We start from the raw sequence: 9,208 nt of genomic DNA on the forward strand, positions 1-9,208 counted from the left end.
CCTGTGAAACTACAACCGAGCTCGATGCAGCGTTGACAAGTGTGTGGCCTGTTGTCATTGACATTTCTGCCTATAGAAGGGCCCGCTTGCGGCGACAGACAGGAGTGAACGCGTGCGCGTACTTATTTTATTCGGAACTCGTCCAGAAGCCATTAAGATGGCGCCTGTGATTTCCGTGCTCAGAAATACGCCAGGAATCACTCCTATAGTCTGCTTTACTGGCCAGCATCGTGCGATGGCTCTTTCCGTCATGGAAGTATTCGGTATTACCCCTGATATTGACCTGAATGTTATGAAGCCGGGTCAGACGCTTGAGGGACTCACCGCGGACCTCATGATGGCTCTTCAACCTGTCTTTGAAGAGCAGAAGCCCGATATGGTTCTGGTGCAGGGGGATACCACAACGGCGATGGTGGGTGCGCTTGCTGCGTTTTACCGTCATGTTCCGGTTGGTCATGTCGAGGCTGGTTTGAGAACGGGCGATATGGGGCAGCCCTGGCCGGAAGAGGCAAATCGCCGTATCATCGGTATCATGGCGAAGCGCCACTACACACCAACCAGGCTCGCAAGCGAGAATCTGCGCCGTGAAGGCGTGTCGGATAGCGATATCATTGAAACAGGCAACCCAGTCGTTGACGCTCTGCTTTTCATGCGCAACCGTCTCCAGACTGAAGCTGCGCTTCGCGAGAAGATGGCTAGCGTGTTTGATTGGATCAATCCGGTCAAGAAGCTGGTCCTTGTTACCGGACATCGGCGCGAAAGTTTTGGCAAAGGCTTTGAAGAGATTTGCTTGGCCATTCGTGAGATCGCCGACAGCACAGATGCTGATGTTGTCTATCCGGTTCACCTCAATCCCAATGTGCGTGAGCCTGTCAAACGCATTCTGGGATCGGCTTCCAACGTCCGCTTATTGGAGCCGCTCGCTTATGATGAGTTTATCTATTTGATGGATAAGAGCGACCTAATCCTGACCGACTCCGGGGGGATTCAGGAAGAAGCTCCTTCGTTTGGCACACCCGTTCTGATCATGCGGGAAACCAGTGAGCGACGTGAGGCGATAGACGCTGGTGTTGCCCGCCTTGTCGGCGCAAATGCTGAACGCATCGTTGAGGAAACTCGAAAGTTGCTGCTGGACGAAGCAGCCTATAGTGCCATGTCGCGTGTTCATAACCCCTTTGGAGACGGCACTGCCTCCCTTAAAATTGCAGAGGATATTCTGAAAAATGCATCCGCTTCGTAAGGTCGCCGTCATTGGTCTGGGATATGTAGGTCTGCCGACTGCGGCGACCTTTGCGCGATCCGGACTTGAGGTTCTCGGCGTTGATGTGAATGAGGACGTCGTTCGCACAATCAATGATGGTCGCATCCACATTTACGAACGGGATCTAGATATCCTCGTTCATGACATGGTGGCAGCCAAGCGACTTCATGCAGCGACTAAGCCTGCTGAAGCTGACGCTTTTGTTATAGCAGTGCCGACCCCAGTTAACGCAGATATGACCCCGAACATGACGCTTGTCGATAATGCCTGCGCGTCAATCGCACCCTTACTGAAAAAGGGCGATATCGTAATCATTGAGTCGACATCGACGGTCGGGACAACAGAACGGGCGTCCCGACAGCTGGCGCAGGCGCGTCCAGATCTGGTGTTTCCACATCAGGCGCCTGAAGAGGCAGACGTGCTGATGGCTTACTGCCCTGAGCGCATTCTGCCGGGTGCCACACTCGAGGAACTGGTAAACAATGCGCGCGTGCTGGGCGGACTTGACCAGCGCAGCTCCAATCGCGCACTGGAACTTTATCGTTTCTTCGTCAAAGGCGAGATGATCGTTGCTCACGCCCGCGCTGCTGAGATGTCAAAGCTTACGGAAAACGCGTTCCGTGACGTTAATATTGCCTTTGCCAATGAACTGTCGATGATCTGCGACGAGCTAGATATAGATGTCTGGTCTGTAATTCGCGCTGCGAATCTGCATCCGCGTGTAAACATTTTGCAACCCGGCGCCGGTGTCGGCGGCCATTGCATAGCAGTTGATCCCTGGTTCATCATCGATCAGGCACCCAACACGGCACGCATCATGCGTATGGCCCGTGAGACCAATCATGCGAAGACCAAAGTGGTGGCAGAGAAGATTGCGACCGCTGCTGCAAAACCTTCGACCAAGATCGCTTTGCTAGGCTTGTCCTATAAGCCGAATATTGACGACCTGCGCGAGAGTCCGTCGCTTGAAATTCTAGACCATCTGCTGGATCAAGGCTTCTCGGACATCATTGTTGTTGAGCCGAATATCGCCGAGGTTCCACCGGCTTACGAGGCAAGGCCGGTCCGCCTGCTTCCGCTCGATGAGGCGTTGACAGAAGCAGAAGTGGTGGCGGTTCTTGTGGGCCACAAGGAATTCTTTGCAGAACGCGATAAAGTGTACGCCAAAAAACGGCTCATCGACCCAGTGGGTTTGGTACGCTAAGCGCAGAAGTCAAGCCGCAGACTCTGGGTGACGGATCCATCATTTTGCTGAAATGGTGTGAGACAAGCCAGATGACATAGGGCGTGAAATCATTCATGCGATGCGCAAACATTGGTTTGATGCTTTTCACCCCCATGTTGACGAGTTGGATACATCCTTAACATCGCCGGAGATTTTTTCAGCGTCCGGCGATGCATAAATTACGTTTTTGATGCGCCGTGGAAACTATACGGTGCCGAAAAAATGCGTCCCGTGGTTTTCGAAGCGCCGTGAAATCTGCGACGCCCCTGCACGTGCGCGTGTCTGCGCATCACTTCGTCAGGACTCGAACCCATAAGCCACCGTCCGCCACGCGTTCTTAACCAGCCTTCGCCGCCAGCTACTTCAAGCCGACCGTCAACGCAAAATACACTCTGCGCAAAACCACAGATAATGAGTTTCAAAACCCGCTTGATCAAAACGCGTACTCTAGCCTTGGCGAGCAGTTCACATCCTGAAACATCGGCGAATCGACTGCTCCTCTCCATGTAGGATAGGCTTGGCAAAGACTGAGATCTGACAAAATTTGAAGCTGCAGCCTAACTAAATCAGCCGCTAAAGGACATATAGGAGTGCGGTACGGGGTTCGGCCCTCTTGGGGCGGACAGTGAAGCGAATGCGGGATGAGGTTTCATGACGCTTGTGAATATTGGGGCTTCGAACCCACTCATCGATGGACGCCAATCGCAACGGGCAATGATGGTACGTCGGGGGGTGCAAATCCTGCTGAACGAGATGCGCCATGCCGTTCTGCCTGAATTGGCCCTGGCCAATGGCCGCCGTGCCGATCTCATCAGCCTCTCCCCCAAGGGAGAGATCTGGATCATTGAAATCAAGACCTCCATCGAGGATTTTCGGACGGACAAGAAGTGGCCGGACTACCGAGATTTTAGCGATCGCTTCTTGTTTGCAACTCATGCTGAGGTGCCGCTGGAGATCTTTCCGCAGGAGTGCGGGCTTCTGGTCTCCGACGGGTATGGTGCACATCTTATCCGTGAGGCACCGGAAACGAAGCTCTCTCCCGCAACGCGCAAGAGCGTCACACTCGCTTTTGCCCGCACGTCAGCGCAAAGACTTCTTGCCGCAGAATGGGCGACGGGCCGCAGCTTTGAAGATATGGGCTGAGCGCCTCTCGTCTTATATGGTCAGCGCGGCGCCCGTTTAGCGAGAATGCGCTGAAGTGTGCGGCGATGCATGTTGAGCCGGCGCGCCGTCTCCGACACGTTTCTCTCACACATCTCGTAGACACGCTGGATATGCTCCCAACGAACCCGATCGGCCGACATGGGGTTTTCGGGCACATCTGCCTTTTCCCCCGGACGCTGTGTCAGTGCAGCAAACACATCATCGGCGTCGGCGGGTTTCGAGAGGTAGTCCACGGCTCCAAGCTTTACCGCCGTTACCGCCGTTGCAATGTTTCCGTATCCTGTGAGAACGATGACGCGCGTATCTTCGCGGCTGCTGCGGATCGCTTCGATGATATCGAGACCGTTACCGTCTCCCAGACGAAGATCGACCACGGCGAATTTCGGGGGATTTGCCTTGGCCTTGGCGATGCCTTCCGCAACTGATTCGGCGACATCCACCTGAAAGCCTCTGCTTTCCATTGCACGTGCAAGCCGCCGCAGAAACGGTACATCGTCATCAACAATGAGCAGCGAAGGGTCCGGTCCGACGCCCGGTTCGGAATCCGTCTGCTCAAGCGCCTCCATATTGTCGATACCCATCTTCCATTCTCCTTTGAACGTACCTCTCACGCTTATACGTGCCGGAACGTGATCTAGCTCAAACGCTGTCCGTCAAATCCATCACATGGCGCGGCCAGACGATTGTGATCTTCGCGCCGCTTGTGCCGGTTGCACGGTTCGTGAAGGTCAGCTGCGCGCCAGAACGCTCCAGAAGCGTCTTGGCAATGAACAAACCCAGCCCCAGACCGCCCGCGCGTTCATCCTGACGGCTTCTGGAAGACATATAGGGTTCGCCGATATGGGTTAAAACATCCGGTGCAAACCCGCTTCCATCATCTTCAATCGTAATGGATACAATGGCGGGCGTATGCTCGACCGTAATAGTGACGGTATGCCGGGCAAAATCGACTGCATTTTCGATCAGGTTTCCAAGGCCGTACATAATGGCCGCATTGCGCGCTCCGATCGGTTCGCTGGATCGGTCGCCTTTTTCCACGAGTACAAGTTCGATGCCAAACTGCCTGTGCGGCGCAATGACTTCTTCCATGAGTGAAGACAGCGGCAGACGCCTGAGATGGTCCTCTCCTTCTGCGGAGAGAGATGTCAGCCTGCGCAAAATATCGCGGCAGCGTTCGCTCTGGCTTCTGAGAAGGGCCACATCTTCGCCGAACTTCTCGTCGTCCTTAAGCTCGCGCTCCATTTCCTTGGCGACAACGCTGATAGTTGCGAGAGGCGTTCCCAGCTCATGCGCGGCTGCCGCAGCCAGTCCATCCAGCTGCGACAGGTGCTTTTCCCGCTCCAGTACCAGTTCCGTTGCGGCAAGCGCATCCGCAAGAAGAGTGGCTTCCATGGAAACGCGATAGGCATAAAAGGCCGCAAAGACCATCATGGAAACGATGGCGCACCAGAAGCCGAGCTGCAGAACAGGGTGGACCACCAGGACCTCCCCTTCCTGCCAGGGGACGGGATAGGGTGTCGTTGAAAGGGCAGTCGTGCAGATCATTGCAAAGGCAAGAAGGCACAGCGAATGGCGCAGCGGAAGCGAAGCGAAAGAGATAATGACGGGCACACAGAGCAGGGAAGCAAATGGATTTGCCAGTCCACCCGTAATAAACAGCAGGCTCCCCATCTGTAGAAGGTCGAACCCCAGCAGCACCAGAGCCGCCCCTGGCTGAAGCCGGTGGGTAGGGGGATAGCGGAGTGCCAGAACAAGGTTTACCAGAGCCAGCGCCACGATGAGCAGGCTGGCCTCGAACACCGGCATCTGGAAATGCAGAACGACTGCTACGATGAAAACAGTCAGTGTTTGTCCTGCCACCGCCAACCACCGGAGCCAGATGAGTGTCTGAAGCCGCAGGCTGCGATTGCTGCGGCCAAAGCGGACGTGGCGGATGGAGGTGGTTTCCATTGTCAGGTACCTCTTGGCTTGGCTCTGTGCGTGGGTGCCGCATTGGCCGGATCTTCCGGCCACGGGTGCTTGGGATAACGACCGCGCATATCGGCGCGCACGTCTTTCCATGAACCTGCCCAGAAGCCCGGAAGATCGCGCGTTGTCTGGATTGGCCTATGTGCCGGGGAAGTCAACTCCAGCAGGAGCGGCAATTTGCCACCGGCGACAGAGGGATGTGTTTTCAAGCCGAACAGCTCCTGCACGCGAATGGTCAATACGGGTTCCTCCCCATCATAGCGAATCGGGTGGCGCTGCCCGGTCGGTGCATCGAAATGAGTGGGCGCCAGACGCGCAAGATCATGGCGTAGCTCCAACGGGATCAGCGTCCTCAGGCCCTCAATAAGGCTGCCGGACTCGATGCTGGCCAAGCTGGTGCGGCCATTCTGAAAGGGAACAAACCAATCATCAAGCCCGGCGATAAGGCTCTCGTCATCCATCGACGGCCAAGGCTCGCCGAGCTTTCTGTGCAGAAAGCCGATGCGTTCCCGCAATTGCTCCGCCTCCTTGGAGAAAGGGAGTGAACCCAGGCCCAAGTGTCGGACGCCATCGGCCAGCCCTTGTGCCGCCGCTGCCCCTGTCGGCCGTGGAAGGGGAGATTCTTCCAATACCAGCGACCCGAGCCGGATGACGGAGCGGGCACGAACTTGTCCGCTTTGCGGCTCAAAGAAGCTCTCCTGCCCCTGTTGGATCGCGTGATCCAGTTCGCGCTCAATGTCTTGCCTTGTCACTTCGGCTGCTGCAAGAATTCGGCCCTGCGCTGCCCGCCCAGTCAAATCCGCAATAACCAGATAGCGCGCGGTGGCCAACCGTTCTGTTTCCGCAACTTCCGCGCCTCTGCCATTGGCCATGACATAGCGACCGCGTGCGCCTCGCTGGAGGGCCACTCTATCCGGATAGGCATGAAGAAGCAGTTGTCCTGCGGTGAACGGCGCATTCCGAGCAATGGCTGCGCCCGCCGAATCCGCAATGCGGCGCGCCAGACCGCGAGCGGCTTCCGCGCGCTCGCCTTTCTCATAAGCGAATTGGCGCAGCCGTGCATCCAGATCGATGTCGCTGCCTCCGAGGCCCTGTTCCGTCATCAGAATGGCAAGGCGGGCAGCGTCGAGCGCCTGCCCCTGTTCCGCCCCTTTTATGACCATGGCTGCCAGTCGGGGAGGCAGAGCAAGGTCGCGGATGCGCCTGCCGAACGGTGTCAGGCTGTCCTGGTCATCCAGGGCTCCCATCATTCGTAGCAGCTGGCGGGCTTCCGCCAAAGCTGCGGGCGGCGGTTGATCAAGAAAATTCAGGTCGGCTGGATCGCGTACGCCCCAATGAGCGAGGTCGAGCGCAAAGCCGGCCAGGTCCGTTGCGAGGATTTCAGGCGGCGTGAAGGCGGGCAGGGAGGCGGTCTGACCGGAGTGCCAGAGCCGGATGGCAATTCCGGGTTCTGTTCGTCCCGCACGTCCTGCCCTTTGGTCGGCCGAGGCGCGAGACACCCGCACGGTTTCCAGCCTTGTGATCCCGGTTGAGGGTTCATAGACAGGCAAGCGCTGGAGGCCGCTATCAATGACAACCCTGACGCCTTCAATGGTAATGGACGTTTCGGCGATCGACGTTGCCAAAACCACCTTGCGCTTGCCCGCTGGCGTGGGTTTTATCGCCAGATCCTGATCGCGTTGGGAAAGCGCGCCATAAAGCGGTGCGAGGATCACATCATCCGGCAAAGCGGAAGCCAGCCTTTCCGCTGTGCGACGGATTTCTGCCTGTCCGGGCAAAAAGGCGAGTACCGATCCCTTCTCCGTATCGAGCACATCCAGCACGGCCCGGGAGACACTGTCTTCGATGCGCTCTTGCGGCCCTCGATCCCGGTAGCGAAGATCGATCGGGAATGCGCGTCCCTCGCTGCGCACGACCTGTGCCTGATCCATCAGCTGCCCGATGCGATCAACATCGAGTGTTGCGGACATGACGACGATGCGCAAATCTTCTCGCAGGGCTGATTGTGTATCCAAAGCGAGCGCCAGGCCGAAATCGGCATCCAGCGAACGCTCGTGGAATTCATCGAAAAGGATTGCGGAGATGCCGCTGAGCTCCGGATCGTCGAGAATCATGCGGGCAAAGACACCCTCAGTGACTACCTCAATCCGCGTTGCACCAGAAATGCGGTTATCCAGACGCATTCTGTAGCCGACGGTCCGTCCGACATCCTCTCCCAAAAGAGAGGCCATGCGCGCTGCTGCCGCTCTGGCAGCAAGGCGCCTGGGTTCCAGCAGGATGATTCGTCCCTCGCACCAGCGCTGCCGAAGCAGGAAAAGAGGAACAAGCGTGGTTTTGCCCGCGCCGGGCGGCGCTGAGAGGACGAGGCGATTTGTGCCGCCGAGCGCTTCGCCCATATCGGGCAGAACGGCAGTGACCGGCAGATCCGGCATAGGAATGTCCCGCATCGGGTTTCAAACTTGAGCTCGGACGGTCTCGTAAGCCAGAATAGCACCCGCCAGGTCTTCCAGCGCAGCGCCAACCGACTTGAACAGCGTTATCTCATCAGAGGATTGCCGGCCCTTGCGCTCTCCCGTGACCAGCTGCCGAAGTTCCGCTTGAATATCTGCTTCCTGCAGCACGCCGGTCTGGAGCGGAATAACGATGTCGCCCCCCTCATATGTCGCCCCCTGAAAGGTATCGACAAAGACCCGCGATCTGCGGATCGCTGTATCATCGCTTTCGCGCATCGTCGGCTTGAAGGCGCCAACCAGATCCAGGTGTACCCCTTCCTTCAACCAATCGCCGCGGACAAGTGGTTGATCCGAGAGGGTTGCGCACGCGATGATATCTGCATCGGAACAGGCGGCAGAAAGATCCTCCGCAACATGTGCCGACAGTCCAAGAGCGACGATCTGCTCTACCAGACGCGCAGCTTTATTCGTGTCCCGGCCCCAGACACTGATGCGCTTCAGAGGCCGCACCGTCGCGTGCGCCTCTATAAGATTGAGTGCAAGCCTTCCTGTACCCACCATAACCATATGGCTTGCGTCTTCTCGTGACAGGAACCGCGACGCCAAGGCTGATGTCGCAGCGGTTCTGCGTGCGGTGAGCTCTCCCCCCTCGATCAGTGCCAGCATTTCCCCTGTTTTCGCAGAGGATAGAAGATACTGGCCGATTATCGTCGAAAGGGAGCGTCTATAATTGTCGGGAAAGAGATTCAGTATCTTCACGCCCGCATAGGTGCCTGGCTGCCAGCAAGGCATCAACAGAAGCGTGGCATCCGCTTCGCCAGGAACCTCCATTTGATGATGGTGACGCAAAGGTGTGATGCAATCGCTGGCGAACATGGCGCCGATCGCGCCAATCAAATCCGGAAAGGGCAACGCAGCCCGCGTCATATTCTCATCAAGGACAAGCATGCTCAAACTCCTGCAAAGCTGGCAAACCTTAGCCATGCGCGCCCCCTGACGGAACCGGCGAAGAGAAAAATGACAGATTTTTAAAAAAGGCTGTTGACTCGATCCGAAGGCAGATCTATACATCCGCTCACTGACGAGGGCGGCGGCGCTGCTAGCGACGAAGTTTCTCGTTCTGGTGAGAACCGGAAG

At 57.0% G+C, this 9,208-nt stretch carries 7 protein-coding genes; 3 read left to right on the top strand and 4 right to left on the bottom strand.

Annotated features, from left to right (window positions below):
- Window positions 1-112 precede the first annotated feature (112 nt).
- The 3 genes from wecB (at window position 113) to ACFSE1_RS17550 (ending at window position 3,629) form a co-directional block, all read left to right on the top strand.
- On the top strand, window positions 113-1,240 hold the full coding sequence (gene wecB / locus ACFSE1_RS17540) for a non-hydrolyzing UDP-N-acetylglucosamine 2-epimerase (protein WP_377404254.1): 1,128 nt from the start codon (window positions 113-115) through the stop codon (window positions 1,238-1,240).
- Window positions 1,224-2,465 carry a UDP-N-acetyl-D-mannosamine dehydrogenase gene (wecC, locus tag ACFSE1_RS17545; protein ID WP_377404257.1) on the top strand — a complete coding sequence of 414 codons (1,242 nt, stop codon included), beginning with the start codon at window positions 1,224-1,226 and terminating at the stop codon, window positions 2,463-2,465. Before wecB ends, wecC begins: the two co-directional genes overlap by 17 nt.
- Before the next feature lie 672 nt (window positions 2,466-3,137).
- Window positions 3,138-3,629: an MmcB family DNA repair protein gene (locus tag ACFSE1_RS17550; RefSeq protein ID WP_377404260.1), complete on the top strand. Its 492-nt coding sequence runs from the start codon at window positions 3,138-3,140 to the stop codon at window positions 3,627-3,629.
- A gap of 20 nt (window positions 3,630-3,649) precedes the next feature.
- Here ACFSE1_RS17550 and ACFSE1_RS17555 read toward each other — a convergent pair whose 3' ends face one another.
- The 4 genes from ACFSE1_RS17555 to lhpI are packed head-to-tail and all read right to left on the bottom strand — an operon-like array spanning window position 3,650 to window position 9,019.
- Window positions 3,650-4,231 (bottom strand): ActR/PrrA/RegA family redox response regulator transcription factor, encoded by a 582-nt coding sequence (locus tag ACFSE1_RS17555; protein WP_377404263.1) that lies wholly within the window; start codon window positions 4,229-4,231, stop codon window positions 3,650-3,652.
- Window positions 4,232-4,289: 58 nt separating this feature from the next.
- Window positions 4,290-5,600 carry an ActS/PrrB/RegB family redox-sensitive histidine kinase gene (locus tag ACFSE1_RS17560; protein ID WP_377404266.1) on the bottom strand — a complete coding sequence of 437 codons (1,311 nt, stop codon included), beginning with the start codon at window positions 5,598-5,600 and terminating at the stop codon, window positions 4,290-4,292.
- A gap of 2 nt (window positions 5,601-5,602) precedes the next feature.
- The gene (gene hrpB, locus ACFSE1_RS17565; RefSeq protein WP_377404269.1) at window positions 5,603-8,065 is read right to left on the bottom strand and encodes an ATP-dependent helicase HrpB; all 2,463 of its coding nucleotides are present in this window, start codon (window positions 8,063-8,065) and stop codon (window positions 5,603-5,605) included.
- Between the two features lie 6 nt (window positions 8,066-8,071).
- Entirely contained in the window at window positions 8,072-9,019 is a 948-nt protein-coding gene (gene lhpI, locus ACFSE1_RS17570; RefSeq protein ID WP_377404272.1) for a bifunctional Delta(1)-pyrroline-2-carboxylate/Delta(1)-piperideine-2-carboxylate reductase, read from the bottom strand.
- Between the last annotated feature and the right edge of the window lie 189 nt (window positions 9,020-9,208).

It is taken from the genome of Affinirhizobium helianthi (assembly GCF_042680945.1).
Taxonomy (GTDB): domain Bacteria; phylum Pseudomonadota; class Alphaproteobacteria; order Rhizobiales; family Rhizobiaceae; genus Neorhizobium; species Neorhizobium helianthi.